This is a genomic window from Paucibacter hankyongi (assembly GCF_037482915.1).
GTDB classification, from domain to species: Bacteria; Pseudomonadota; Gammaproteobacteria; order Burkholderiales; family Burkholderiaceae_C; genus Paucibacter_A; species Paucibacter_A hankyongi.
This window is the reverse complement of record NZ_JBBHJX010000005.1, coordinates 84,184-109,591: the sequence shown is the minus strand read 5'-3', so window position 1 is coordinate 109,591 and position 25,408 is coordinate 84,184. Positions and strand designations below refer to the sequence as shown.

22 protein-coding genes are annotated in these 25,408 nt (G+C 63.5%); 10 read left to right on the top strand and 12 right to left on the bottom strand.

The genetic code is table 11. The features are described 5' to 3' along the window. Positions 1-42: 42 nt before the first annotated feature. The 3 genes from WG899_RS10090 to WG899_RS10080 all read right to left on the bottom strand — a co-directional run bounded on the left by WG899_RS10090 (position 43) and on the right by WG899_RS10080 (position 1,930). On the bottom strand, positions 43-477 hold the full coding sequence (locus WG899_RS10090) for a GNAT family N-acetyltransferase (protein WP_339595511.1): 435 nt from the start codon (positions 475-477) through the stop codon (positions 43-45). 188 nt (positions 478-665) lie between these two features. Beyond that, positions 666-1,157, bottom strand: coding sequence for a DUF1203 domain-containing protein (locus WG899_RS10085; RefSeq protein ID WP_339595510.1), 492 nt, complete (start codon positions 1,155-1,157; stop codon positions 666-668). A 191-nt stretch (positions 1,158-1,348) separates the two neighbouring features. After that, positions 1,349-1,930: a GNAT family N-acetyltransferase gene (locus WG899_RS10080; RefSeq protein ID WP_339595509.1), complete on the bottom strand. Its 582-nt coding sequence runs from the start codon at positions 1,928-1,930 to the stop codon at positions 1,349-1,351. 137 nt (positions 1,931-2,067) lie between these two features. On the opposite strand from WG899_RS10080, the gene WG899_RS10075 reads away from it, so the two are divergent. Next, the gene (locus tag WG899_RS10075) at positions 2,068-3,369 is read left to right on the top strand and encodes a M16 family metallopeptidase (RefSeq protein ID WP_339595508.1); all 1,302 of its coding nucleotides are present in this window, start codon (positions 2,068-2,070) and stop codon (positions 3,367-3,369) included. Between the two features lie 26 nt (positions 3,370-3,395). Here WG899_RS10075 and WG899_RS10070 read toward each other — a convergent pair whose 3' ends face one another. Together WG899_RS10070 and WG899_RS10065 are read right to left on the bottom strand one after the other, a co-directional pair. After that, entirely contained in the window at positions 3,396-4,043 is a 648-nt protein-coding gene (locus WG899_RS10070; protein ID WP_339595507.1) for a response regulator transcription factor, read from the bottom strand. Continuing rightward, a complete protein-coding gene (locus tag WG899_RS10065) occupies positions 4,040-6,109 on the bottom strand; it encodes a sensor histidine kinase (RefSeq protein ID WP_339595506.1) in 2,070 nt (689 codons plus the stop codon). Before WG899_RS10065 ends, WG899_RS10070 begins: the two co-directional genes overlap by 4 nt. Before the next feature lie 225 nt (positions 6,110-6,334). Here WG899_RS10065 and WG899_RS10060 point away from each other — a divergent pair, with 225 nt between their 5' ends. The 4 genes from WG899_RS10060 to WG899_RS10045 all read left to right on the top strand — a co-directional run bounded on the left by WG899_RS10060 (position 6,335) and on the right by WG899_RS10045 (position 9,929). Then, complete coding sequence (locus WG899_RS10060) at positions 6,335-8,629, top strand: NADP-dependent malic enzyme (protein WP_339595505.1); 2,295 nt, start codon at positions 6,335-6,337, stop codon at positions 8,627-8,629. Positions 8,630-8,977: 348 nt separating this feature from the next. Next, the gene (locus WG899_RS10055; protein ID WP_339595504.1) at positions 8,978-9,316 is read left to right on the top strand and encodes a guanyl-specific ribonuclease; all 339 of its coding nucleotides are present in this window, start codon (positions 8,978-8,980) and stop codon (positions 9,314-9,316) included. A 47-nt stretch (positions 9,317-9,363) separates the two neighbouring features. After that, entirely contained in the window at positions 9,364-9,759 is a 396-nt protein-coding gene (locus WG899_RS10050; protein WP_339595503.1) for a barstar family protein, read from the top strand. Further along, entirely contained in the window at positions 9,738-9,929 is a 192-nt protein-coding gene (locus tag WG899_RS10045; RefSeq protein WP_339595502.1) for a hypothetical protein, read from the top strand. Before WG899_RS10050 ends, WG899_RS10045 begins: the two co-directional genes overlap by 22 nt. Positions 9,930-10,027: 98 nt before the next feature. On the opposite strand, the gene rsmA is transcribed toward WG899_RS10045, so the two are convergent. Genes rsmA through WG899_RS10030 form a run of 3 tightly spaced genes read right to left on the bottom strand, consistent with a single transcriptional unit; the run spans position 10,028 to position 14,550 of the window. Further along, complete coding sequence (gene rsmA / locus WG899_RS10040) at positions 10,028-10,831, bottom strand: 16S rRNA (adenine(1518)-N(6)/adenine(1519)-N(6))-dimethyltransferase RsmA (RefSeq protein ID WP_444718836.1); 804 nt, start codon at positions 10,829-10,831, stop codon at positions 10,028-10,030. Continuing rightward, entirely contained in the window at positions 10,803-12,125 is a 1,323-nt protein-coding gene (locus WG899_RS10035; RefSeq protein WP_339595500.1) for a peptidylprolyl isomerase, read from the bottom strand. Before WG899_RS10035 ends, rsmA begins: the two co-directional genes overlap by 29 nt. 1 nt (position 12,126) lies before the next feature. Then, positions 12,127-14,550, bottom strand: coding sequence for an LPS-assembly protein LptD (locus WG899_RS10030; RefSeq protein ID WP_339595499.1), 2,424 nt, complete (start codon positions 14,548-14,550; stop codon positions 12,127-12,129). A 214-nt stretch (positions 14,551-14,764) separates the two neighbouring features. Between WG899_RS10030 and WG899_RS10025 the strand changes: the two genes are divergently transcribed. Beyond that, a complete protein-coding gene (locus tag WG899_RS10025) occupies positions 14,765-15,814 on the top strand; it encodes an aminoglycoside phosphotransferase family protein (protein ID WP_339595498.1) in 1,050 nt (349 codons plus the stop codon). On the opposite strand, the gene WG899_RS10020 is transcribed toward WG899_RS10025, so the two are convergent. The 3 genes from WG899_RS10020 to WG899_RS10010 form a co-directional block, all read right to left on the bottom strand. Then, complete coding sequence (locus WG899_RS10020; RefSeq protein WP_339595497.1) at positions 15,811-16,779, bottom strand: LysR family transcriptional regulator; 969 nt, start codon at positions 16,777-16,779, stop codon at positions 15,811-15,813. The two genes, WG899_RS10025 and WG899_RS10020, sit on opposite strands and share 4 nt — an antisense overlap. A 29-nt stretch (positions 16,780-16,808) precedes the next feature. Continuing rightward, positions 16,809-18,284: a M20 family metallopeptidase gene (locus tag WG899_RS10015; RefSeq protein WP_339595496.1), complete on the bottom strand. Its 1,476-nt coding sequence runs from the start codon at positions 18,282-18,284 to the stop codon at positions 16,809-16,811. Between the two features lie 78 nt (positions 18,285-18,362). Then, positions 18,363-19,238: an alpha/beta hydrolase gene (locus WG899_RS10010; protein ID WP_339595495.1), complete on the bottom strand. Its 876-nt coding sequence runs from the start codon at positions 19,236-19,238 to the stop codon at positions 18,363-18,365. Between the two features lie 147 nt (positions 19,239-19,385). On the opposite strand from WG899_RS10010, the gene WG899_RS10005 reads away from it, so the two are divergent. The 4 genes from WG899_RS10005 to WG899_RS09990 all read left to right on the top strand — a co-directional run bounded on the left by WG899_RS10005 (position 19,386) and on the right by WG899_RS09990 (position 24,544). Further along, a complete protein-coding gene (locus WG899_RS10005; protein WP_339595494.1) occupies positions 19,386-20,216 on the top strand; it encodes an enoyl-CoA hydratase-related protein in 831 nt (276 codons plus the stop codon). A gap of 77 nt (positions 20,217-20,293) precedes the next feature. Next, positions 20,294-21,622: a hypothetical protein gene (locus WG899_RS10000; protein WP_339595493.1), complete on the top strand. Its 1,329-nt coding sequence runs from the start codon at positions 20,294-20,296 to the stop codon at positions 21,620-21,622. Between the two features lie 20 nt (positions 21,623-21,642). Then, positions 21,643-23,553 (top strand): hypothetical protein, encoded by a 1,911-nt coding sequence (locus WG899_RS09995; protein ID WP_339595492.1) that lies wholly within the window; start codon positions 21,643-21,645, stop codon positions 23,551-23,553. Positions 23,554-23,572: 19 nt separating this feature from the next. Continuing rightward, the gene (locus tag WG899_RS09990) at positions 23,573-24,544 is read left to right on the top strand and encodes a M14 family metallopeptidase (RefSeq protein WP_339595491.1); all 972 of its coding nucleotides are present in this window, start codon (positions 23,573-23,575) and stop codon (positions 24,542-24,544) included. 31 nt (positions 24,545-24,575) lie between these two features. Here WG899_RS09990 and WG899_RS09985 read toward each other — a convergent pair whose 3' ends face one another. After that, positions 24,576-25,403, bottom strand: a complete 828-nt coding sequence (locus tag WG899_RS09985; RefSeq protein ID WP_339595490.1) for a substrate-binding periplasmic protein — start codon at positions 25,401-25,403, stop codon at positions 24,576-24,578. Between the last annotated feature and the right edge of the window lie 5 nt (positions 25,404-25,408).

Sequence of the window (25,408 nt, the reverse complement as noted above, 5' to 3'; positions counted from 1 at the left end):
TGCACGCAAGACCCACCGGTGCACGGCAACAGCCGCGGCAGCTTAGACAACCACGTTTTCCTCGCCCGGCTTGGGCCGCCGATAGGCCATACCGACAGAGCGCGGCGCCGTATGGACGAAGCCGAATTGCGCATAAAGATCTTGCGCCTGGCCATCGGCGATCAGGCTGACATAGCCACTGAGCGGAACATGGGCATCGATGTACTGCCGGATCTCCCCCATGATGCGCTTGCCCTGCCCGCGGCCCTGATGCGCCTTGAGCACCGCAATATCTACAACCTGAAAGAAGCAGCCCCCGTCGCCGATCACCCGCCCCATGCCGACCGGCTCTGAGCCCCAAAGTATCTGGACAGCGAATAGCGTGTTGGGCAGACCCCTCGCTGCGGCCTCGTCGGTCTTGCCGCTGAGACCTGAGCCCAGGCGCAGCATCTGGTAGGTTTCAACTGAAGGCGTGGCATGCACACTGATGTAGTCCATTGGGGAATCCATTGTTGTTCGAGTCATTGTTTTTGGCGAGACGGAGAAAGCCCTTGTTGCCGCTGACCTTCAGGCAACAAGCGCTCCTCGTTTTATGCAGTCATTTTCGGTTGGCGCTCCGCATTCGCGCCGCCAGTTCAAGCTGGCCTTGGTCCAACAGCCGACATAACTATTTTTTCAATGAGACTCTACGCCCGCTCTATCCGACAGCCGTAGCAGCCGTAGCCAGCGAACCTGGCCAACACAAAGTCAACTCGCTCATTGGCCAAGAGCTTGTCCAATTCAATGGCGGCCGTCTCCGGCGTGGTCAAGACGGCATCGACGATGCGCTCTTCTTTGGAATAGGCGCGCAGTACAAAGACTCGGGTGAAATAGCCCATGTCTGCGCCAATCGGCAGGGCCGTGAGTTCGGGGCTTGCCGCTGAGGCCTCGGCAAGGACGTACACCGGGCCATATTCCTTGTACGGACCTGCCACGGTGAAGGGGCAATAGCTGGCAAGAATTAAAGCCTCTCCGGGCAGGGCGGCTCGCAAGACATCTCGGCAGGGTTCCCCGCCGGCGGCGGTGTGTCTCTCCACCGTCTGGCCAAGGTCATCAAGGCCTTGCGTCCTGACCTTGTCCAAAAAATCCGCACGAATAGGTCGAATCTTGAAGCGGGCTTTGATGACGTCGGTTTGCATATCAATGAGCAAGAGCTGAGGAGCACGGGCGGTGACTTCACTGGGTCTGCGTGCGCTTAGGCAGGACCGAATGAGGATGGCCATGGCCCAGATAGTCAGAAAACCTGCATTGTCAAAATTGGCCGACCGAATGCCCACCCGATTCTTGCGCTTATGCCCGGCCTAAGGCGAGGCCGGCGCCCCAAACCAAGTCAAGTGAGCTGAACGAGCCCGCCCTGAGCAGCCTCCAACACATACTCCTCATCATCCATCGCTTCGCCGCGAATCACATCGTTGCCGATCAGGATGCGGGTGAACTTGAAGCCGACTTTTTGCAGCACCCGGCCGGAGGCCTGGTTGCCCACGGTGACGGTGGCAACAAAGCGGTGCACGCCGCGCGCGGCCAATTGCGCGGCGGCTGCAGCAGCGGCTTCGGTGGCGTAGCCCTGACCCCAAAAGGGACTGAAGAAATAGAAGCCCAGGTTGCTGGCCTCGAATGTGTCGGTGATCTCGGCATCGACGCGACCGAGGTACAGGCCATCGGATTTGCGTCGCACGGCCCAAGCGGGCCAAGCGCAGTCACCATCAGGGGAGATACGAGTCGCCTCGAGACTGCGCCAGCGGGCGCGCAAAGCCGCCAGACTGGCGGGCTTGGGCATCGAGATCCAACGATACACAGCCTCATCCTGCAGCGCTGGGAAAAACGCCTCAGCATGGCTTTCGCGCAGCGGCTCGAGCCATAGCCTGGGGGTTTCAATGGCGGCGGCCAGCTGGGCGGCAGTCTCGGGTTGCATGCAGAGGGACTCTTATCCGATGTGATGAAAAACCTGATCAGTATCGCCCGTCATAGAGCCAGTACAGCGACCGCGGCGCTTGGGCGACACTCACCCCTTCGCGCTCCACCGTTTATTGCCCCAACTACTTTGCCACCTTGAGCTCCCTGCCCGCCACCCACCTCCCCAGCCTGGCCACCCTCCCCAACGGCCTGCGCACCGTCACCATCGCCATGCCCTGGCGCCAAACGGTGAGCCTGAGCGTGTTCATCCGCACCGGCAGCTTGCATGAAAGCGCAAGGCTGAATGGCATCAGCCATGTGGTGGAGCACATGGCCTTCAAGGGCACGGCCACGCGGGACTGCCAGCGCATCAACCTCGATGCCGAGGCCCTGGGTGCCGAGGTCAATGCCCATACCGACAAGGACCACACCGCCTTTCATATCGAGGGCTTGCCCGGTGATCTGCCGGCCTTTGTCGAGTGGCTGGCCGACATCGTGCTGAACAGCAGTTTTCCCGCCGATGAGTTGGAGCGCGAGCGCCGCGTGATCGAACAAGAGTTCAGCGAGTTCGAGGATGACCCCAGCAGCATGGCCTTTCAGCTGCTGGACCGCGCCAGCTATGGCCAACACCATGCGGCCGGCCGGCCCATCATCGGCACCCGCGCCAACATCCTGCGCTTTGGCCGCGAGGACCTGCTGGCCTATGCCCAGGCCCAGTACACCGCTCGCAATGTGGTGGTGACGGTGGCCGGGCCGGTCGATGCCGAGGCCTTCACCCGGCTGGTGGAGAAGGCCTTCGGCGCCATGCCCAGCGGCAGCCCCAATGCCTTGAGCGCGCCAATCTGGCAGGGTGGACTGAAGACACGCCGCATGGCCGGCAGCGGCCAATGCCAGGTCTTGCTGGGCTTTGAGGCGCCTGGCCTGGGCAATGCCAACAGCACCCAGCACCTTCCCCATGTGCTGGCCGCCGCGCTATTGGGCGAAGGCATGAGCTCACCGCTATTGGACGAAATCCGCGAGCGCCGCGGCCTGGCCTATCACGTGGCCAGTTCGGCCGACATCTTGCCGCTCTACGGTCAATTCTTGATCGAAGGGGCCACCGCGCCGGCCCAGGCCGAGGAGTTCTTGCAAGCGGTGCATCAGCTCTTGCGGCGCCATGCGGAAGGGCCCCTGGACAAGGTGGCGCTGGCGCGCGCCCGCAAGCAGTTGCAAATGCGCGGACTGCGGGCCCTGGAGCAGCCTGCCCGGCGCATGGAGGCGGCGGCGCAAGAGCTGTTTGCCTTCGGTCGGCTGCGCGATCCCGTGGAGGCGATGGCGCAGTTGCAGGCGGTCAAGCCCAAACAGGTGCAGGCGGTGTTTGAGCAGTTGCAAGAGCCCCAGAGACCGCGGCCTGCGGTGGCGCTGGCAGGCACGGTGCCGCAGCGTGCGCGCGCCTGCGCCGAAGCGCTGTTTTCCTGAGGCTGGCTTGATCTTGCGCGAGGCACTCAGTCCTCGCGCAGGAGATTGCTCAACTCGACGGCAGACTTGACGTTCATTTTTTCGAACACCCGCGCGCGGTGCACCTCAACGGTCCGAACGCTGATGTTCAGCTGATCGGCGATCAGCTTGTTCGGCAAGGCCTGCACTACCAGCGTCATGACCTCGCGTTCGCGCTCGGTCAACTCGGCCAGTCGCTTGGCCATTTGCACCTGTTGGCCACGCTCGGCAATGGCGCGCTCGCTGATCGCCAGCGCCTTCTCGATGCGGTCCACCAAGGTGTTGTCCGAGAACGGTTTCTCAACGAAGTCGAAGGCGCCGCGCTTGACCGCGGCGACGGCCGTCGGCACATCGCCATGGCCGGTCAAGAAGATCACCGGCAGGGCCGCGTGCTCGCCGCACAGGCCGCGCTCGATCAAACGCTCGAACAGCGCCAGGCCGCTCATGCCCGGCATGCGCACATCAAGCAAGAGACACGACGGCGCATTTGGCCAGTCGCTGCCACCCTCGGGGCGGGCATCCAGCATGACCTCAAAGGCCTCGGCGCTGGCGAAACCTTCGGACAAAAGCCGGCGCGAGCGCAACAACCAGCCGAGGGCGTCGCGCACCACATCCTCGTCGTCGACCAGATAGACCATCGGCAGTTTTCGACTCATGACAGCGTGTCCCCTTTGTGATCGGCGGGCGCAACTGCGCCGGCGCCGGCAGCCGGCAATGTAAAGCGGAATTCGGTGCCCGACACGGTGCCGCCCGGTCCGTCAAGATTGACGAAGTCCATCGCACCGCCATGTTGCTCCACCACCGTGCGGCACAGGCTCAGACCCAAGCCCATGCCTTCTGAACGGGTGGTGAAAAAGGGCGTGTAGAGCTGGCGCGCTACCTCGGCCGGAATACCTGGGCCGCGGTCGATGACAGCCAGGCTGATCCAGCGCGGGTCCGAACTGGGCCGGGCCTGCAGGCGCAGCACGCGCTCGGCCTGCGGCGTGTGGCCCTCCATGGCCTGGATGGCATTGCGGGTCAGGTTCAGCAAGACCTGCTCAACCATGGTGCGGTCGCAGCGCACGCGCGGCGCTGGCTCGGGCAGTTCAATCTCGATGCGGGTACCGCTTTTGCGCGCCTGCAGCCGCACCAGCGGCAGCACCGCGTCAAACAACTGCTCGACACCGATCGCCTCACGTGCCTGATCGCGCCGGCGCACAAAGTCATGCACGCTTTTGATCACGCGGCCGGCGCGCTCGGCCTGCTCGGCAATGCGGGTGACAGCCTGGCGCACCATCTCGGGCGTGGTCGGATCATCGGCCTCGAGCTTGAGCAGATTCAAGGACGCGGCGGCATAGCTGGCGATGGCCGCCAGCGGCTGATTCAACTCATGGCTGAGCAGCGAAGCCATCTCGCCGACGGTGGCCAGGCGCGCCGTGGCCTGCAGGCGCTCTTGCTGCTGGCGCGACAGTTCTTCCATGCGACGTTGATCGCTGACGTCCAGCACCGCGCTCATCCAGCCGGTGTGCTGACCCTGAGCATCAAGCAGCGGCGCTTCAAAAATCATCACCGGAAAGCGCTCGCCGCTCTTGCGCATAAAGACGGTCTCAAAACCTTGCCGCGGGTCTTGGCTGGCCTCCCAGCGGGCACTGCGGTCGGCATGGCGGCGGCGGTATTCCTCGACAAACTCGGTCGGCCAATAGGGCGGCGTGGTCTGCCCCAAGAGCTCCACCGGTTTGAAACCCACCATGCTGCAAAAAGCCGGATTGACGTAGGTGACGATTCCAGCCAGGTCGCGCGCGCGCAAGCCGGTGATCAGCGAGTTTTCCATCGCGTGGCGAAAAGCCAAGGACTCGGCCAAGGCGCGCTCAGCATAGGCGCGCCGGCGGCCGTCACGCGCCAACATCAAGACCACGGCGAACAGCGCCAGCGACAGGCCCAACACCAGTGCGGTGGCCAGGTTGGGAATCAAGCGTGGCCGACCGGCGGCGCTGTCGACCTTCAACTGCAGGGTCAGGCCCGGCAAATCGACCAGACGCTCGGCCAGGTAATGGCCGGCACCGCGGTTCAAACCGGTACGCGCCAAACGCGTGCCGTCGCCCTCGACAAAACTCAGCTCATGGCCACGAGACTGGTCCTGCGTCACCGCATCTTCGAGCAGATAGCGCAAGCTGATGGTGGCGACGATATAGGCCGAAGCGAGGCCGGCGCGCAGCTGCGGCAGGCAAAGGTCGACCACCTCCAGCCCCTCACCACCGGCAAACGGAATGAAATAGCTGCGCGAATACAGCTGCGAGCCCTGGCGCAAGGCGGCCTCGCAGGCCAGCTCGGTTTCAATTTCCATATGCTCGCGGCCAATCTGCGCAAACAGCGGCGTGACATAGGGCGACTCGACCGACTGCAGCACCTCGCGCTGCGCGTCGCGGTACTCCACCCGCAGCAAGGCCCGGGTGCGGCGCAACAACTCGCTGGCGTCGGCCTGCCAACGCGGCGTCTGCGGCTGCTCCCACAACAAGCCCTGTAGACCCTGCAGATCGCGGCCGGCGATTTGTTTAACACGGGCGGCCACTTCGGCCGCCGTGTCATCGACCTTTTCCTGCGCACGGGCGGTTTCGTAGCTGAGCGTCAGCGCCACCAACAGCGACTGCGCCACCAACAGCAAGGCCACCAAGGCCCCCCATAGCAGGGCCCGGCGCCAGCTCCAGGCGCGCGGCAAGGCGGCGGATGTGTGTTCGTGCTTCAAATGGGCAGCGTGGAGCAAAGTAGAGGGCTCGACAGCACGCAGTATCCTTTGCCTGCGGGTCCGGCAAGATGCGCAATACCGCGTATCGTCAGCGGGCCGGTTCAGCCGACACTTGCGCTCTCCACAGCTTGGCCTTCGTGCAGGCTGCGGCTTTTACAATCGCCGGCCGCATCGGGACCGCAGCGTCATCGATGGCTTCACTGGTTTGCCGAGAGAAACAGCACCATGCCCACCTCAGAACAGAAGAACGCCCAGTTTCGCCAAGCGGCACTTGAGTATCACGAGTTCCCGACACCCGGCAAGATTGCCATCGCTGCGACCAAGCAGCTGGTCAATCAACGCGACCTGGCGCTGGCCTACTCGCCCGGTGTGGCTGCGGCCTGTGAAGAGATCGTGGCCGATCCGGCCAATGCCTTTCGCTACACCTCGCGGGGCAATTTGGTCGCGGTGGTGACCAATGGCACCGCCGTGCTGGGCCTGGGCGACATCGGCCCGCTGGCCTCCAAGCCGGTGATGGAGGGCAAGGGCGTGCTGTTCAAGAAGTTCGCCGGCATCGATGTGTTCGACCTCGAAATCGCTGAGCGCGATCTCGACAAATTGGTCGACATCATTGCCGCGCTAGAGCCCACCTTCGGCGGCATCAACCTCGAAGATATCAAGGCGCCGGACTGCTTCTATGTTGAGCGCAAGTTGCGCGAGCGGATGAAGATCCCGGTCTTCCACGACGACCAACATGGCACGGCAATCGTCGTCGGTGCGGCCTTCTTGAATGGCTTGAAGGTACTGGGCAAGGACATCAAGCAGGTCAAGCTGGTGACCTCCGGCGCCGGCGCCGCGGCGCTGGCCTGCCTGGGCCTCTTGGTCAAGCTGGGTCTGCCGAAGGAAAACATCTGGGTCACCGACTTGGCCGGCGTGGTCTATGAAGGCCGTGTCGAGCTGATGGACCCGGACAAGGCCGGCTTTGCCCAGAAGACCGAGCAGCGCAGCCTCAGCCAGGTGATTGAAGGCGCGGATGTGTTCCTGGGCCTGTCGGCCGGCGGCGTGATGAAGCCGGAGATGGTCGCCAAGATGGCGCCGCGGCCGATGATTTTTGCGCTGGCCAATCCGACGCCAGAAATCCTGCCCGAGCAGGTCAAGGCGGTGCGTGATGACGCTGTGATGGCCACCGGCCGCACCGACTACCCGAACCAGGTCAACAACGTCCTGTGCTTCCCCTACATCTTCCGCGGCGCTCTGGACTGCGGTGCCGTCACCATCAATGATGAGATGGAAATCGCTGCGGTTCGCGCGATTGCCGAGCTAGCCCAGGCCGAGCAAAGCGAGGTGGTGGCGGCGGCCTATGCGGGCGCCAACCTCAGCTTCGGCCCCGAGTACCTGATTCCCAAGCCCTTTGATCCGCGTCTGATGATGAAGATCGCCCCAGCCGTGGCCGAAGCGGCGATGGCCTCCGGCGTGGCCAGCCGCCCTATCAAGGACATGGAGGCCTACCGCGAAAAGCTGCAGAGCTTTGTGTACGCCTCGGGCACGACGATGAAGCCTATCTTCAACGTCGCCAAACGCGCGGTGAACAAGCGTGTGGCCTATGCCGAGGGCGAAGAAGAACGCGTGCTGCGCGCCGTACAGGTGGTGGTCGATGAAGGCCTGGCTCGCCCGACGTTGATTGGCCGCCCCGGCGTGATCGCCGAGCGATGCGAGCGTTTTGGCCTGCGCCTCAAAGAAGGTAAAGACTACGACATCGTCAATGTGGAGAACGACCACCGCTACCGCGACTACTGGCAGACCTATCACCAGATGACCGAGCGCAAGGGCGTGACCCAGCAGTTGGCCAAGATCGAGATGCGCCGCCGCCTGACCCTGATCAGTTGCATGATGCTGCACAAGGGCGAGGTGGACGGCATGCTCTGCGGCACATGGAGCAATACGGCCATGCACCTGCAGTACATCGACCAGGTGATCGGCAAGCGTCCGGGCGTCAAGAACTACGCCTGCATGAACGGACTGATCCTGCCGGGCCGCCAAGTCTTCCTGGTGGATACCCATGTCAATTACGACCCGACGGCCGAGCAATTGGCCGAGATCACCGTGATGGCTGCCGAAGAATTGATGCGTTTCGGGATCCGCCCCAAAGCCGCCCTGCTTTCACACAGCAATTTCGGCTCCAGCAACCAGCCGTCGGCGATCAAGATGCGCGAAGCCTTGGGGCTGATCCAGGCCGCCGCGCCTTGGCTGGAAGTAGACGGCGAAATGCACGGCGACACCGCTCTGGACGCCGCCTACCGCAAGGACCTGATGCCCAACAGCACCCTCAGCGGCGAAGCCAATCTGCTGGTGCTGCCGAATATTGACGCGGCCAATATCTCCTATAACCTGCTGAAAACTACGGCCGGCGGCGGTATTGCCATTGGGCCGGTTCTGCTCGGCGCAGCCAAGCCGGTGCATGTATTGACCCCCTCGGCCACCGTGCGGCGCATCGTCAATATGACGGCCTTGACCGTCGCCGACGCCAACGCCGCGCGCTGAATTTCAAAGAAATATCAGCCCCGGCGACAGGAACAATGCGCACCAAACGGGTGCGCATTGCGACCTATTGCGGGAGTTTTTACAAAAGTTTGTAAGGGCTTACCGGGCCCAGTTCAGTTACAAAAACTACACATTCTCAATACCCATTGGGAATGTGTGTACACACAAACAATTACCAGAATCCCGGTCCAGCTGGGGCTAAGCGCTTGAGGTTTTCGGGCGTTTTCGTTACCATTGCGCTTTCAGGAACAGGGTAATCCCGTGTCTTTGCTCTCTCGACCACCGCAGTGGTCCACTTGGTGCAAGTCGGTCGTCGCCAGCATTTTGGTGGCGGCAGCGAGCGTTCAAGTGCAGGCCAAAGAATCGGTAGCCGCGCCGGATCAGTTGTCAGCGACAACCGAAACGGTCGCTTTGTCGAAGCTGCCCCGCGAAGCCCAAACAACGCATCGCCTGATCCTTGCCGGAGGTCCATTTCCGCACGACAAGGACGGCATCGTGTTTGGCAATCGCGAGCGCTTGCTGCCCGCCAAGGCACGTGGCTACTACCGCGAGTACACCGTCAAAACGCCCGGTGCACGTAACCGCGGCGCAAGACGCTTGGTTTGCGGAGGCAAACCCCCTACAAATCCTGATGTTTGTTATTACACCAGCGATCATTATTCAAGCTTCAAGCGCCTTGAGCAGTGATTCGATGGTGGTGAAAAGTTCTGTGACTATATAGGAGGATCGCGACCATGCTTTTGCAGACCGTCCGTCCCAATATCGTGCAGGCCATTCGGGCCTACCGCGTAGAGGACTTGATGCACGCCGCACAGGATGCCGGCCAGCATTTCTTGTATGCCAACTTGACCGAGGCACAGTCCAAGCAGGACGTGCTGGAAGCGATTGCCCAGGCATTTCTCTTCCCGGCCCATTTTGGCAAGAATCTGGACGCCCTCCACGACTGCATGACCGATCTGGTCCACAAGTCCGGCGCACAGCCCGGTTTCGTCGTGGTGCTCGAGCAGTTGCCCGACAACGTCAAGTTTGATCGCGAGGCTCGCGAGCAACTGCTGGATGTCTTCCGTGAAGCGGCCGATTACTGGGCCGATCGAAAGATTCAGTTCAGGTGCTTCTATTCTTTTCAGTAGCCCGCTCTCAAGACAATGCGTCCTGGGAGCGGGCTACCGAAGAAGCCGCCGCCGTTGCCACCAAGCCTGCAGCCAAGAACTCCAAAGCCGCCGCCAACGCCAACTTTGGCATGAATATGCCGATGATGAGCAGTGCGTTCGACACGGCCATGTGGCTCAGCGCCGCCTGAGTTCCGCTGAACACAGCAAAGAAAAAGGAGCCCTGGGGCTCCTTTTTTTCGTCCCTTGCCGGCCTATAGGGCATACAGGCCGCTGGAATCAGGCAATTTCAGGCTTGCAGAGCTTGCGCCAAGGCCACAAACTCCGCCACCGGTACTTCCTCGGCGCGGCGCTGCAAATCGAACTGTCCGGTAAAACCACGCGCAGATAACCAAACACCCAGGCTGTGACGCAAGAGCTTGCGGCGCTGCGAGAACGCGGCAGCCACCATTTCGCCAAATAGCTTGCTATCCAATTGCGGCGGTTTGGCGTAGGGCTGCATGCGAACAATGGCCGAATCCACCCGCGGCGGTGGGTCAAACGCGCTCGGCGGCACATCCAGCACCGACTCGATGGCGTAGCGCCACTGCAGCATCACGGTCAAGCGGCCATAGTCTTTGCAACCAGGCGCGGCGGCCATGCGATCCACCACTTCTTTTTGCAGCATGAAGTGTTGGTCGACCACATGGTCCACAAAGCCAAGCAGATGAAACAGAATAGGCGTCGAAATGTTGTAGGGCAGATTGCCAACCACGCGCAGTTGCTGTCCCTTGGCGGCGGCCAGCGCCGCGAAGTCGACCTTTAGCACATCGGATTCGATCACCTCCAAGCCGGTTTGATGGCGCAGCTTGGCCGCGAGATCACGGTCCAACTCGATCACGGTGAATGGCTGGATGCGCTTGAGCAGCGGCAAGGTCATCGCCCCCAGGCCCGGCCCGATCTCGACCACGGCCTCGCCGGCTCGAGGATCGATGGCATCGACGATGGATTCGATGATGTGGACGTCGGTCAGAAAATGCTGACCGAAACGCTTGCGTGCAATATGTTGAGCCACCGGGTTGTCCTCAGTCCAACCACTCGCGCACTTCGACATAGGCGCGTGCACGCAGGTCCTTGACCCAGTCCAGGTAAGCCTCCTCGTACTTGCCCTCACGCAAGGCCGCACGCGCTTGCTCACGCAATTGCTTCAACTCGATCTCCACCGAGCGCCGCTCCTGCACCTGAATCAGGTGCAGGCCGAAACGTGACGGCACCGGCTCCGAAATGCCGCCGATTGGCAGCGCGTTCATCGCCTGCTCAAACTCGGGCACAAAGGCGCCGGGAGACATCCAGCCCAGATCGCCGCCCTCGGGTGCGCTGCCGTCCTCGGAGTTCTCGCGCGCCACCACTTCAAAGCTGGTGCGGCCGGATTCAATGGCGCGTTTGAATTCAGCCAGACGGCGGGTGGCCACCTCTTGCGTCAGTTGCGCGGAAGGACGCAGCAACACATGGCGGGCGTGGGTCTGCACCACCGTGGTCAGCGAGCCCGAACCTTCGCGGTCGACAACCTTCAAGACATGGAAGCCAGCACCGGAACGCACCACTTTCGCGCTCAACGCACCCTTGCCCAAGCCCTTGACGGTCTCCACAAACAGGTCCGGCAGGCGTTCGGCCGGACGCATGCCGAATTCGCCGCCGCGCTCCTTGCTGGCGTCATCGGAAAGCTCACGGGCCAATTTGGCGAAGTCCTCGCCGGCCTTGGCGCGCTCCAGTGCCCGCTCGGCCTTGGCTTGGCGCTCGGCCAGTACGGTTTCGCTGGCGCCCTCGGGAACCTTGATCAGAATCTGCGCCAAATTGATCTGCCCCGAACCCATCAACTTTTCGCGGCGCTGCTCCAAGTAGGTATCGATCTCACCGTCGGTAATGCGGATACGGCCCTGCACCTCACGCTCACGCACCCGCTCGGACATCATCTGATCACGCAGGCCTTCACGGAAGGTGCGGTAATCGGTGCCGTCTTGCTTCAGCCGCTCGCGCAACTGCTCCATCGTCAGCTTGTTCTGTGCCGCCACATTGGCCACCACCCGGTCCAACTCGGGCTCATCCACCTTGCCGCCGGCTTCGCGCGCATAGGTGACCTGAACCCGGTCCTCAATCAAGGCTTCCAGCGCTTGCTTGTGCAGAGCGGCCGAATCAGGCATCGCCTCACCGCGGCGACGCGCCTCCTCCAGCAAACGGGCCGTGCGTTGCACCACCTCGCTGGCCGCCACCACGTCTTGGTTGACGACCGCGGCGATGTAGTCGCCTGGCTTCAGGTCGAAGGCTCGCTGCTGCGCCCAAGCCGGCTGGCTGGCCTGCAGGCCAAGCAGGATGAAAGAGCCAAGCAGAGTCAGGGATCGAATCGACATATCAGTCATAGGGAGCTTCAAGGCTTGCCGAGCGATCAGAGCTCAGGCGTCGGTAACCGGGGATATTGTCCCTCAAGACATTGAGCGCATTGGAGCCCAGTTGGGACAGACCCACCAGTTCCATCTGCAACATCAAACGCGTATTCGTTTCGGCGCGCCCGGCGGACAGCCGTTCGACCCCGAAACGCAGGATCCAGCAGCCGGAGTCATATTCAAAACCCAGCACCGAATCGGTCAACTTACGGTCGACCAGACTGTATTGCAGGCGCCCGGCGCTGTACCAAGCACCGCCGCAGCCACCGGCGCTGCGTTTGGCCTCGCTCTGCCCATACAAGGGCCATTGCCAAGCCAGTTCAAGCTGCTCGCTCTGCCCTTCCAATCCGCCCTGCCCGGCCTGCACCGCCTGGCCGCGCGCCAAACGGTAAGCCGTGCTGACGGTGCGGAACGGTCCGGGCGAATAACGCGCCCGCATGATGGTACGCACCGAGCGGTTCTCATCGGGATTGAATTGCACCGAGCCGTCCACCCACCACTTCGAGTCCAGGTGCACCGCACCCAGCAAGAGCAGGTCCGAGAAGCGCTGTGTCAGCGGTTTCTCGCTGCCGGTGATCAATTGATCCCGGAACAAGTAGCGTTGCACCAAGCCCAGGCGCAACACTTCGTCGCCCTGCGCCTGGTTGACCCAGCGGCTGACCGCGCCCGCCGTCAGCTGATGGCCGTCCGAGACCCGGTCCACGCCGGAGAACTGATTGGCCGTGTAGATCGAATCGAAATTGAAATCCTTCGGCGCCGAGTCGAACTTGGGGAAGTTTTCCTGTGCCCGGTACGGCGTGTTGACATAGAGCACACGCGGCTCCAAGGTCTGCAACAGGGAGCGGCCCAGCCACGAGGTGTTGCGCTCAAAAATCCAACCATGGTCCAGGCTGAAGCTGGGCACCGTTCGTCCCATCGTCGTCTGGCCATCCAACTGCGGTTGATCGAGCTTGTAATAGGCCGCATTGACCGCCACACGCGGGATCAACCACCAGGCTGCCCCCCCCAGCGGAGCACTGACATGGGCCAGCATATGGGCCCGCTGCCCGGTCGGCAGGCGCGTCATCAGCAAGTTTTGCAACTGGGCATTGCGGGGCAAGTCGAAGCGGTTGTACTCCAGCTCCAGCGAGCCCTCCAGACGCGCCTTGCGACCCCAGGGGCGGAAGCCCTCAAAGACGGCGTCATCGGCCGCCGTCGTCAGGCGCACGCCGACTTGAGGCGAACGTTGATAGGGCGACTGGATCGGCGAATCCAGCTCTTGCAAGACCTGCCAACGCTGCACCCGCGCATAAGTCAGCGCATCGCCCCAGGTCGATTGCCTCAGGCGACTCAGTTGCAAATCGGTCGACAACAGGCGCTCGGTCTGACTCTGCATCCGCTCGGGCAAGTCTTTCCAATAGTCGTCATCGGAGACCCGTTCAGCGCGTAATTTGTAGCCCCAGTTTTGGCCCAGTGAGCCGCGCTGATCCAGGTTGAGCGCCCAACGTGAGCCGCCCATGACCCGGTCATGCGGCAACAGCGCCAAATTCAACTTGCCGGCATGCTCGGGCTCCAGGTAGCGGAACTCACTGTCCACACCGGCGCCGCGCCGCGACATCAGGAAAGGCGTCAAGGTGGCATCACGCTGCGGCGCAATGTTCCAGTAGTAGGGCATGCCGAACTCAAAACCGCTGCGATTGCCGAAGCCGATATTCGGCGCCAGCCAACCCGACTTGCGCTGGCCGCCGAGCGGAAAGCTCAGTGCCGGCACGGGCAGAATCGGCACGCCATAAAACCGCAGCATCGCCCCGGTCGCCACCCCTTCGTTGGCCTCGAAGTCCATGTCCAGCTTGCGGGCCGTGACCTCCCAGGCCAGCGGTGAACCATCCTCATTGGCCGGGCAACTGCTGTAGGTGCCCTCCAGCGCTTGAATGTTCGACGGCCCGCCGAAGGTGACCCGCTCGGCATGACCGCCACCACCGGTGAGCGAAAAGAAATAACTGGGATTGAGAAACTCGCCCTCAAAGCGCTTCAGGTACAGCTGCAACTCGGGGCCACGGAACAAATTCCCCGCCCGGCTGACCTCCACATCGCCGCGTGCAATGGCCAAGTCTTCCACCTGCTCATAGCGCAGACTCTTGGCACGCACCAACAGATCACCGTAGCGCAGTTCGGCCTCGCCTTCGGCCAACATGGCCTCATCAAGGCGCGAGCTCAAACTCTTGGCACTCAGCACCAAGGCGGGCTTGGCCTCGCCCTGTGGCGTGCCGGCCAGGGTCTTGGCCGGCTTCAGGCGCGGGGCCGGCGGGTTTTGCGCCAGCACCAAACCGGGTGCGCACACACACCACAGGCTCAGCCAGGGCCAAACCGGCCGGCGCGACTTGGCGGCGCGGGCAACAGTCGATCGGGCCAATTCAGCGAGAGGGGTGAGGGCAAACTTTGACAAGGGGCGCGGCACAGCGTCGGCGGGCGGCTAAAAATTGAAGAAATTGCGAGCAGCACAGCCGGGCCGCGCGTCCGCACTTCGAACGGATCGCCGCCCTTCAGCTTGCGGTTTGTAAAATCCATTATCCATGAGGCCGCCAGCCAAGGCTGCGGGCTCGACACCGACCCGAGAACCGCCCCGAATGAATTCGATCCCCTGGCAAGACAAGAAGCGCGAACAAGGCTTTCATGGCTGGCTGCAAAGCCTGCAAGCCAGCCACGACCTGCAGCTCGACACGCTTGCCATTGCCAGCGCCGACGCCAGCGCGCGGCGCTATTTGCGCATCGGCACAAACGACGGCGCCAGCTTCATCATCATGGACGCGCCGCCCGAGGCCGGCGACTGCCGTCCCTTCATTCAAATCGCGGCCCACATGGCCGAATGCGGCCTGCACGCCCCCAAGGTCTATGCAGCCGACGCAGCGCAGGGCTTTTTGTTGCTGGAAGACCTGGGCAGTCTGACCTATCTGCAAGCCTTGAAGGCTGCCACCCCGGCCGAGGCCGACCGGCTGATGCGAGCTGCCACGCAGACCCTGTTGCAATGGCAACTGAAGGTCGACGCCGAGCGCCTCCCTCTTTACGACGAAGCCTTCATCCGGCGCGAGTTGCAAATCTTTGTCGACTGGTGCGTGCAACGCGAGTACGGCCGCGAATGGAACGAGACCCAGCAAAAATGGTGGGCACATGGCTGCGACGTGCTGGTCAAGAACATGCTGGAACAGCCGCAACTCGCCATGCACCGCGACTATATGCCGCGCAATCTGATGGTTTGCGACGAGGCCAGCGGCAGCCCCGGCATTCTGGATTTCCAAGATGCGGTCAAGGGCCCGATCGGCTACGACCTGGTTTCGCTGCTGCGCGACACCTTCATTTCCTGGGAAGAAGAGCAGGAGCTCGACTGGGCGATTCGCTACTGGGAGCAGGCGCGCAAGGCCGGCCTGCCAATCAATGAAGATTTCGGCGAGTTCTGGCGCCAACTGGAGTGGAGTGGGCTACAGCGCCACCTGAAGATTCTCGGCATCTTTTGCCGCCTCAAGCACCGCGACGGCAAGCCGGCTTACGCGGAAGACCTGCCGCGCTTTTTTGCCTATGCCATCAAGGTCTGCACGCGCTATGTGCAGCTGTCGCCACTGACCCATCTGCTGCAGGACCTGCAAGGGCAGATGGTCGATACCGGCTTTACCTTGCGTTAGGTTTTCAGCCGACTACTGGGGCAGCCGGCCGCCTCCAGCCAGGGATCTCGGTCCTCGCCGCCAAAGATCTCGCGCAGAAATTCCAGAAACACCCGCGTGCGTGCCGGCACATATTTGCGCGTTGGCATGGCCGCCCAGATCGTCACGCTGTGCAAGCGCCACTCCGGCAGCACGCGCTCGAGCGCATGTTCGAGCAAGGCATCTTCAACCATGAAGGACGGCAGGCCGGCCACGCCGAGGCCGTGCAGCGCGGCAGCGTAATTGCTGTCCATATGGGTTGTTCTGAGGATGGCTTTTTTCGGCACCAGACTGAGCGTCTCACTGCAAGAGCCGTCATCCCCAAAGGGGCCGCGCTGAAACTGCATGCCTCGCTGCAACTCCGACAAGGGCGGCACCAGGGTGTCATGCCGGGCCAGGTCATGCGGATGGCTGGGGCGGCCGCGCCGATTCAGATACTCGGGCGAGGCGCACATGATGAACTCGGTGCGGGCCAACAAACGGGCGACGAAATCCCCCTCCAGCAATTCCCTGGCCAAGATGATGGTCACATCAAAGCTGTCGTCCACCGCCGTCACCGGGCCGGGCGAATGCAACTCGACGGACAGCTGCGGGTACTTGGCCGAAAACCCGGGCAAGTGCTTGGCCAACTGATGCACGGCCACGGCCGGCGGCACCAAAACACGCAGATTGCCGCGCGGCTCTGCAGTGGCCGAGGCCGCCAAGGCTTCTGATTCCTCAACCTCTAACAGGATGCGCCGGGCCCGCTCCAGATAAGCATCGCCCACATCGGTCAGGGCCAAGCGCCTGGTGGTGCGATGAACCAAACGGGCACCTAGATGCGCCTCCAACTCGGCCACCAGACGCGTCACCACGGCCGGCGCCAAGTCGAGCGCACGCGCGGCAGCGGCAAAGCTGCCCTCATCGATCACGCGGGTAAAGACGCGCAGCGCCTTCAGCAGATCCACGCCGCCGCCCGCTGACCGTCAGCGTCGCATCAAGGGTGGGCCGCCATCACCTGAGCCACCGCGGCGGTCAGGCGCTTGCCATAAGGCACATGCAGAAACTCGTTCGGGCCGTGCGCATTGCTCTTGGGGCCCAAGACGCCGCAGACCATCATCTGCGCAGCGGGGAAGCCCTTTTGCAACATGCTCATCAGCGGGATCGTGCCACCCTGGCCGATATAACCGACCGGCGCGCCGAAGTGAGTCTCGCTGGCCTGATTCAAAGCCTGGCTCAGCCAGGGGGACAAATCGGGCGTGTTCCAGCCGGTGGCGCCATACGCGCCGGCCCGACCATCGGGCACAAAAGTCACCTTGGCGTTGTACGGCGCGTTGTCTTCCAGCAAGGCCTTCAGACGCAGAGCCGCCTCATTGCCATCCACCAGGGGCGGCAGGCGCAGTGACAATTTGAAGGCGGTGAAGGGTCGCAACACATTGCCGGCATTGCTCATGGCCGGGAAGCCGTCCACACCGGTCACCGACAAGGTCGGCCGCCAGGTCCGGTTCAAGAGCACCTCGACCGGCTCGGCCGTCATCGGCAAGACCGGGCCGCCGTCGGCACCACAGGCCCAGGGCAGGCGCTTGTAGACCTCGTCCTTCAGGATGGCCGCCGTCGCTTGGGCTTGCTCAATGCGGTTGCCGGGAATCTCGCAATGGAAGCTCTCGGGCAAAAGCCGGCCGGTCTTGGAGTCCTCCAAGCGGTCCAACACCTGACGCAGGATGCGGAAGCTGGACGGCACCACGCCCGAACCGTCGCCGGAGTGGATGCCCTCGGTCAGCACTTCGACCTTCAACACGCCACTGACCATGCCACGCAGCGAGGTGGTCAGCCAGAGTTGGTTGTAGTCGCCGGCGCCGGAATCCAGGCACACCACCAGCGAGACTTGCCCCAGGCGCTCCTTCAGAACATCCAGATAGGCAGGCAAATCGTAGGAGCCGGATTCTTCGCAGGTCTCGATGATGCCGACGCATCGTGGCCGTGCGATGCCCTGTTTGTCCAAGGCCATGATGGCGGTCAGCGAGGCGTAGACCGCGTAGCCGTCATCGGCGCCGCCGCGACCATAGAGCTTGCCGTCTTCGTACTTGGGCGTCCACGGGCCCAGATCATTGCGCCAGCCGCTGAATTCGGGCTGCTTGTCCAAGTGCCCATAGAGCACGATGGTGTCGCTACTGTCGGCCTTGGTGGCCGGCACTTCAAAGAAGATCACCGGCGTACGGCCGGGCAGGCGAATCACTTCCAGCTTCAAGCCGGCGACCTTTTTGCTCTCGACCCAGGCCGCGGCATCGCGCAAGACCTTTTCGATATGACCATTGGCGGCCCAGTCGGCATCGAACATCGGGCTCTTGGCCGGGATGGTGATGTACTGGGTCAGGGCGGGCACGATTTCATCGTCCCAGACCTGGGCGGCAAAGTCGGCGATGGCCGAGGCTTGGGCGGGCTGCAGTGGCAGCGAAGGGTCGCGAGCGTTCATGATGGGCTTCCAGCTTGTGGCGGGGGAAGCCCCAAGTTTAGGGCAAGGCCTTTTCTACCGCTCAGCCCATCTTTCGTTTCATTGGTTCTCGCCAAAGCGCTCGGCAATCCAGCGCTGCAGCCGGGCAAACACCTGTTCCTTCTCCGGCTCATTGAAGATTTCGTGGAACAAGCCCTCAAAGCACTGGCTTTGCACCAGCGCCGCGGGCGCCTGAGCGGCGAACTCCGCGCTGCCGGCGGGCGACACGCAACGGTCACCGCCGGCCCAGATCAATAGCGTCGGAACGACCCAATCAGGCGCATGCTGACGCACCAGCTCGCCGCCGTCCACGATGGCCTTGGCCAGCGTCGGGGTGATGCGATTGTGCACCAAGGGGTCGGCCACATAAGCGCGCACCACCGCCGCGTCGCGCGAAATCCAGCTCGGCTTGAGTCCATTGCCCACCGCCAGATGCGGCAATAGCGCCACACCCAGGGTCAGTTGCAGGCGTTTGAAACCCGACATGCCCGGGTCCAGCGCCGGCGACGACAACACCAAGGCGTCGACCGGGCGAAACCACATCGGCAACTGTCCGCCGCTGCTGGCCGCCAAACCGCCAGCCACAAAACGCGCCGCCACCAGGCCACCCATGCTGTGACCCAACAACAATAGCGGGCCCTTGCCCAACACCGGGTCGGCACGCAACTCGTCGATCACCAGCGCCAGGTCTTTCAGCAGGCGCTCGTCATCCTTGACGTCCCCGCGCATGCCGCCGGATGCTCCGTGGCCTCGCTGGTCATGGCCCACTACATGCCAACCCCAGTCATTCAAGCGGGCGGCCACGGCCTCATAACGACCCATATGCTCGCCCAAGCCATGGACGATCAGCACCGTGCCGCGCGCCGGCTCCAGGCCGGGCTTGCTCCACTGGCGCCAGTGCAAAGGCACGCCATCATCACATCTCAAGGTACGCATCGCCACAGTGTAGGCAAGCCGGCTTCACTTTCGGCCCAGGGCTTGCCCGGTCGGTAGAAGTACGCAAGCCGCGTGTCACACAGCGGATAGTCCCCAACGCAAAGAAACGCTAGTCTCGCAAGATCTGGCACTTTGGATCATCAGCCCATGAACGATTTTTTCAGCCTGACTACCGACGCGGACGGTGTCGCCCACCTCTTGTTGAACCGCCCGGAGCGCATGAACACCATGGCGCCCGCCTTCTTCCCGGCCCTGCGGGATGCGGTGCTGGAACTGCATCAAGCGGGTACGGCCCGGGTGCTGGTGATTTCATCGACCGGCAAGCACTTCAGCGCCGGCATGGCTCTGGAGACCTTTGCCGGCCAAGGGGCCCTGCTCGACACCAGCAGCGCTCGCGCACGCCTGAGCTTTCAGGACTCGCTGCGCCAACTGATGGCCTGCTTCAGCGTCATCGACGAGGCGCGTTTCCCCGTCATCTGCGCCGTCCAAGGCGGCTGCATTGGTGGCGCACTGGATCTGGCTGCCACCTGCGATATCCGTTATGCCTCCGCCGAGGCCTTCTTCAGCGTGCAGGAAATCAATATCGGCATGACGGCCGATCTGGGCGTGCTGCAACGCCTGCAACAAATCATGCCGGCCGGTCTGGCCCGCGAGTTGGCCTACACCGGCGAGCGGTTGACGGCCGAGCGCGCCTTGGCCTGCGGTCTGCTCAATGCCGTGCTGCCGGATGCCGACGCCCTGCTGGCCCATGCAATGAAGGTGGCGCGGCAGATCGCCGGCAAATCGCCACTGGCCATCGCCGGCAGCAAATTGGCCCTGAACCACGCCCGAGACCACGGCGTGGCGGCCTCGCTGCAACAGATGAGCTTGCTGCAGAGCGCCATTTTTGACACGGCCGAGATGGGCCGCGCCATCATGGCCTGGCAGAGCAAGTCGGCCGCCGACTTTGCGCCACTTGCGGAGATTGCACGGCTTTAGGCTGAGCATCGCGAGTTCGTCAGCTTGGCGCCATACGGCGGCCCTACACTGCGCGTTTTGGGTCTCCGTTAGCGCTGATGAAATCGCTGCTCTCCCTGTTGCTTTGTCTGCTCCTGGCGGCCTGCGCGGCCCCCAAATACACCGTCGACGATGGGCGTAAGGTTGACGAGGCCCTGCTGGCCAATATTCGCGCCTATGGCTCAGGCGAACAAAGCCTGCGCCCGGCCATCGTGCGCAGCGCCGGACTGAAGGACCCCGAGTGCGACCGGCAATGGGAGCTGCCCTTCGCCGTGGCCACCAGCTACGGCTGGGCCGAAAATGACCGGGTCGCCTGGGTGCGTGGACTGCAAGTGGACGAACGCCTGACGGTGGTGGCGGCCGCGCCCAATTCGCCGCTGAATCTGGGCGAAAAATTGCAGGCGGTGGCGGGTCAAAAAGAAGAAGACAGCGAAAAACTGCTGGCCAAACTGGCCGATCGACGTGATGCCGGCAAGCCCTTTTTCGTCACACTTAGCAACGGTGCCCAGCGTGCCGTGACCCCCTTTGAGGTGTGCCGGGGCTATGCCCGCCTGGCCCCGCCCAACACGCCTGAGGTGCAGGACTACCACTGGTTGCTGAGCATGCACTCGCTCGAGTTCAGCCAGGCTCAAGTGACTGAGGACGAAGCCTTGTGGGCGGTGCTCTGGACCCAGGGCCTGTCCGAAGAGGGCGGCGCGCGCATGAAGACCTACCACTATGGCACCAAGATCGTCGGCACCCTCTACAACCTGGTAACCCTGGCCACCGGCTTGCGCGGCGCCGCGCTGGCGGCTGAGGCGGCCATCACCGCGGCCAAACAAGCCGCGCAGACGGTGGCCTCCGAAATCATCAAGCAGCAGCTGATTGAGCAAGGCAAGATTCTGGCGGCCCAAAAACTGCGGGAAGGGCTGGTCGACGCCGCCAAGGAACTGACCAAGCAACAGGTGATGAACGGCCTGCAGGCGGCCGCCGTGAACCGCAGTTCTTTGTCCGGCGTGGCCCGCATCGGTGCCACCGTGTTTGACCGCGCCGACCAATGGGCCTTTGAGCGGATAGAGAAACTCGGCGGCAACCCGCTGGCGGGCTTCAGTCTGCACCAGAAGATGCTGGAACGCAGCCTGTCCGGCAACGCCTTTGCGCTGGACCTTGAGCGGCTCGAATCGCTCAGCAAGCTGGCCCAGACCCGCGGCATCGACGACCAGGTGCAGGCGATTCTGCGCGGCTTCAAGGCCAGCGATCTGGCGCAGGAAATCGGCGCGATGCCACTCGCCTCGGCGCCGGAGGCCTTTTCCTTTGAAAGCCCCACCGATCCGGGCAGCGGACGCTTTGCGCGCGGCCTGATCGATGCCATGCTCGACATGCCGACCGAATCCGGCGGCAAGAAATGATTCGCAAGAGGCCCCGCATCTTGAAACTGCACCTGAAGCTGCTGAGCGCAGCACTGGCCCTGAGCCCCATGTTGGGCTTGGCGCAAACCGCAAATCCGCCAACAACGACCGCCCCGCCCCCCGCCCAAGCTGCCTCCGCAGCGGCGGCGGAAGCGCCCACCGAGTTGCCGCTGGCAGGCATGCCCAGCGCCGCAGTCTCCGCACCCGAAGGCACAGAAGCCGTCGCCCCACCCCCCAGTTGCGCGACCTTGACGCAACGCGCCATGTCCACCGATTTGCGCGCGGCCACGGCCATGACGCAGAACAAGCCAGTCGATGAGCTGGCCAAGCTGTTCGACCGGGCCATCGCCCAATGGACTCTGGCCCTGGACGCCTGCGAGGGGCGCGCGCGCGATCGCGCCCAAAAGAACCTGTCCGACGTGGAGAAACAGCGCGGCCTGATCGCCGAGCGCCAGGCGGCCGGCTCTCAGTGCGAGGTCTCACACCGCGACGCCGCTGCCTTGCAGGATCTGGCCAAACAGGCTTTTGGCGAGCGCCGCTGGCCGGATGCCGCATCGCTCTACGGCAAAGCCGAAACGATGTGGGACTTGGCCGCAGAGCATTGCACCGGCAGCCAGCAGCAAATTGCCACCAAGCGCCGCGAGCAGGCCGAGACCGATGCCCACAACGCCGAGTTTTGTGCCCCGCTGTTTGACCGCGCCCGCGAGTTCACGCAAAAGTTCCGCAGCGCCTCCTCCGGTCTAAGCGTGACCGAGCGCCAGCAACAATCGCAGATGGCCGAAACCCTGTGGCGCAAGACCAGCACGATGTGCAAGGGCGCCGCGCTGGAATTGGCCGGCAATAACGCCCAGGCACTGGCACGCGAGCGGGGCACACCGTGGGTGGCTACCGCCGCGCCGGAAGCCGCAGCGCCCGCCGCGCCGGCGCTGGCCGCCAAACCCGGCACCGCCCCGGCACCGGTGTCGGCAGCTGCGGCCGGTGCCGCCGCCCTGGCCCTGGTCACCGGGCGCGGTACGGCCGCTACCGCCGCTGCCGCTGCCGCGACCGGCACAGCCACGGCCCCAGCGGCAGGCTCGGTCGCAAGCGCCAAACCCGCAGCCAGCCCCACGCCTACAGCCCCAACACCTGCGCCAACATCGGCCCCCAGCGTCGCGCCGCCAGCCGTACCAACGCCCGCCGCCATCAACAAGCCCGCGGGCGCCGTTCAAGACTTGGACGTGCGCGCCGGCGACACGCATTACAAGGGCCAGTTCGTACGCGAGGAAGGCCAAGTCGTCAGCGGCACGGGGCGGGTCGAATGGGCCAATGGCGACGTCTATATCGGTGCACTGGTGCGCAGCGCCCGCCACGGCAAGGGCGAGTTCATCTGGGCCAACGGCCAGCGCTATGAGGGCGACTGGGTGCAGAACAAGGCCACCGGCCAGGGCAAGCTGCAATTCACCAATGGCAACCGCTACGAGGGCAGCGTGATCGACGGCTCGCCCGAGGGCGAGGGCCAGCTCAACTACGCCAGCGGCGATGTCTACAAGGGCCAAATCAGCCAGGGCATTCCGCACGGCAAGGGCAGCTATCGTTGGCAAAACGGCCAGCAGTTCGATGGCGACTGGGTCCAGGACAAGCCGCACGGCAAGGGCATACTGCGTTATGCCAACGGCAACCGCTACGAAGGCATGGTGTCGGCCGGGCAACCACATGGCGAGGGCAAGATGCAGATGAGCTCGGGGGATCGCTACGAAGGCAACTTCCACCAGGGCAAGCCGCATGGCCAAGGCAGCTACCAATGGAAGTCCGGCGAACGCTATGTCGGCGCCTGGGTCGGCGGACTCAAGCATGGCCAGGGTGTCTTCCATTGGCCCAGCGGTGATCGCTGGGAAGGTGAGTTCAAGGCCGACGAGCGGACCGATGACGGCGTCATCATCCGCAAAGACTGACACGCAACCAAAGGCCCCCATGAACCCCCGGCATGAACTCGTCGAGCTGAGCCCCCCGGACATCAGCCCCTATCGCCACAGCAATACCGGCGTCGACTTTGTGCACCAGTTCGATTCGGGCCGCCCCGGCCCGACGGTGATGGTGCAGGCGCTAACGCATGGCAACGAGTTGTGCGGCGCGATCGCACTGGATTGGCTGTTGAAGCAAGGCATGGGGCGCTCGCTGCAGCCGGCCTGCGGCAAGCTGATTCTCAGCTTTGCCAATGTCGAGGCGTTTGCGCGCTTCGATCCCACCGAGCCGAACGCCTCGCGCTGCGTGGACGAAGACCTCAACCGGGTCTGGGCCGACGAAGTTTTGTTCGGTGCCGGAGACTCGCTGGAGTTGCGCCGCGCCCGCCAGCTGCAGCCCTTTGTCGACAGCGCCGATCTGCTCTTCGACATCCATTCGATGCAAGACGCCTGCCGGCCGCTGATGGTCTGCGGCATGTTGGACAAGGGTGCCGCCTTTGCACGCGAACTCGGCATGCCGGGCGACCTGCTGATCGACACCGGTCACCCTTCCGGCCTGCGCATGCGTGACCGCGGCGGCTTTGGCGACCCGGCCAGCCCCAAGAATGCCTTGCTGCTGGAATGCGGCCAGCATTGGGAGCGACGCTCCGCCGATGTCGCCATCGACGGGCTGCTGCGCTTCCTGAAGCTGACCGGCATGGTGGACGCGGCCTGGGCCGATGCACACACCCGACTGAGCTGGCCCGCGCAGCAACACACGATCCTTGTCGACCGTGCCATCACCGCGCTCAGCGCCGACTTCCACTTCTTGCAAACGGTGCACGGCTTGGATGTGATCGCCAAGGCCGGCACCGCCTTCGCCCGCGATGGCGACACCGTTTTCAGCACCGACTATGACAACACAGTGCTGGTGATGCCCAGCATGAAGCATGGCAAGCCGGGCAACACCATGGTCAGGCTGGGGCGCTTCGAACCCGCTTGATGCGGCACTCGCGCCACCGCGTGGCGCCGGCTCAGTTCAAAACCGCGTCGTGATGCAACACCTCGGGCGGGTAGTAGCGCTGCAAGGCGCGCAGCAAGCTGCCGTCACGCGCCGCCTTGGACAAGGCTTCGCGCAGCAGTTGCTGATCGGCTTCGCTGAGCGAGCGGCGCGAGATATAGGCTCCCACCTCCGAACGCGGCAGCCCCTGCAATTCGGTGAAGCGAAAGTCGCCGCCGGCATCGGTGTCGCTGCGCCCCTCTTGCAGCGCCGAGTACAACAGCGTCGGCGGCAAGATCGTGAAGTCGACCCGGCCGCCGCGCAGCATGGCGCCGACGGTGCGCAGATCGGTCACATAGTCCACGCGTTTTTCCGACTCCAGCTGGCGCATCAAGGCCTCGTATTCATCGCCCCAACTGTAGCTGCGCACCATGGCCGCGCGCCAAGTTGATCGACCCAACAAAGCACGTACATCTTGCGGCGTGTCGGCCTTGGCGGTGAGCGTGATCAGCGTCGGTGACAGCTTGAGCATGGGCACAAACAGGGCTTTTTGGTCGCGCTCCGTGTTGCGTGAGGCCGGCAGAAAAATGTCGGCCTCCAGGCTCTCAAAGAACATCATCGACAAACGAGCGCGCGGCACCACTGGAAACACAAACTGACAGTCTTGCGCCCGGCCGATCTGTCGCAGCAGATCGGGGTAGACCCCTTCCACCCGATCCCCCAGCACCCGCACATTGAAACCGGTCGGCGCCACCGGCACGCGCACCGCGCGCGAACAAGGCTGAGCCCAGGCCCCGGCGAGCATGCTCAAGCCGAGAAGCAGCACCTGCAGACCCACGCGCTCAAGCCTGTTGACAGCCATCCGCA